This window comes from Aequorivita aurantiaca (assembly GCF_030410135.1).
In the GTDB taxonomy this organism is placed as follows: domain Bacteria; phylum Bacteroidota; class Bacteroidia; order Flavobacteriales; family Flavobacteriaceae; genus Aequorivita; species Aequorivita aurantiaca.
Genome location: NZ_JAUGQQ010000028.1, coordinates 1 through 1,544 on the forward strand (window position 1 = coordinate 1; position 1,544 = coordinate 1,544).

The 1,544-nt window shown below is 31.3% G+C and carries 2 protein-coding genes; both read left to right on the forward strand.

Annotated features, from left to right (window positions below; all coding sequences use genetic code 11):
- Positions 1–1,203, forward strand: a 1,203-nt coding sequence (locus QRD02_RS14235) for a hypothetical protein (protein WP_290255629.1), incomplete at its 5' end; no start/stop codon positions are given.
- 14 nt (positions 1,204–1,217) lie between these two features.
- A partial coding sequence (locus QRD02_RS14240; protein WP_290255630.1) for a cadherin repeat domain-containing protein occupies positions 1,218–1,544 on the forward strand: 327 nt, incomplete at its 3' end.

Genomic DNA, 1,544 nt, shown 5'->3' on the forward strand with positions numbered 1-1,544 from the left:
AATGCTTTTACTATTGACGCTGCTTCCGGAGAATTAAAAGTATTGAACAAAGTGCTTTTTGATTTTGAAACCAATCCAACAATTACAGGAACAATAAGCGTTGCGAATGGCCTTGCTGTTAAAAATGCTTTGGTAACGATTACTCTGAATGATTTAGTTGAGGAAAATATTTATGATGGCGATGTATTTTTAAAAACACAAGAAGAAGTAAATATTTTTGGAGCGAGTAATTATACTCAAATTACAGGCTCACTAACAATTGGAAACCATGATGAAACAGGTTTAAGCAATATAACTGACCTATCTCCACTTCATACTGTTGGAAGAATTGACAGTTATATTCAAATTGTGAGAAACCCTATTTTAACCACTACAGCAGGTCTTAACATTCATCAATTAGGCGGACAGCTTGCTCTATTGGAAAATCCTTTAATAGAAAGTATTAAAGGATTCAACGATATAACTTCAATCCTTGATTTAAACTTATTTAAAAACGATGTGTTATCAGATCTTTCAGGCTTAACACAGATAACTGACATTCAATATAATCTTTCAATAATCCAATGCCCTTTAATTCAAAATCTTGACTGGTTAAGCAATCTCAGTATTGCTGGAAATGGTTTTACTATTGTTAGTTGCCATTCTCTTACAAATGTGGACGGATTAAATAACTTAACTAGTTTAAGAAATGAAGCAGGTACAATAAGCATTTATAATAATAATAATTTGGAAAATTTGAATGGCCTCCAAAACTTAGATGTAATCCTATCAACCTTGTATATTGTCGATAATCCATTACTTCAAAACATTAGTGGTTTAGAAAAAATTGACGTATTTCAATCATTAAGTATTATCAATAATAATTTGTTGCAAAGCTTACAAGGACTTGAAAAGATTACAAGAAATTTTTTTATTATATCTATTGTGAACAACGATTCTCTAATAAACCTACAAGGTCTTAATAATTTAAGCCATACTTATGGTGAATTCAATATCAGAAATAATGGGAACTTAACAAGTCTAGATGGATTAAATGGTTTGCACAATATTTCACAAATAAGCCTACTTGACAATACTAATCTTTTAGACTTTTGTGCTTTACAAAATGCATTTACAGTATATGGTCAAACTTCTTATACTGCAACTGGTAACGCCTACAACCCCACAAAACAGAACATCATAGACGGTAACTGTAGTCTATAATTTTAAAATTTCTTATGAAAAAGATAAAAACAATCTTCTCATTCACAATGGTAATCGCTATTGTCGTGCTCAGTTTCCTTTCCTGTTCAAAAGACAGTAATGATGATTCAAACCCATTTGAAACAACTGTAACGACTTCAGATTTTTCAATTTCTATGGATGAAAACCCTAGTGACGGATTTATTATTGGCACTGTTTCTGGAACCACAAATCAAGGTTCTGTTACCTTTTCAATTATTGAACAATCTCCTGCAAATGCTTTTACTATTGACGCTGCTTCCGGAGAATTAAAAGTATTGAACAAAGTGCTTTTTGATTTTGAAACCAATCCAACAATTACA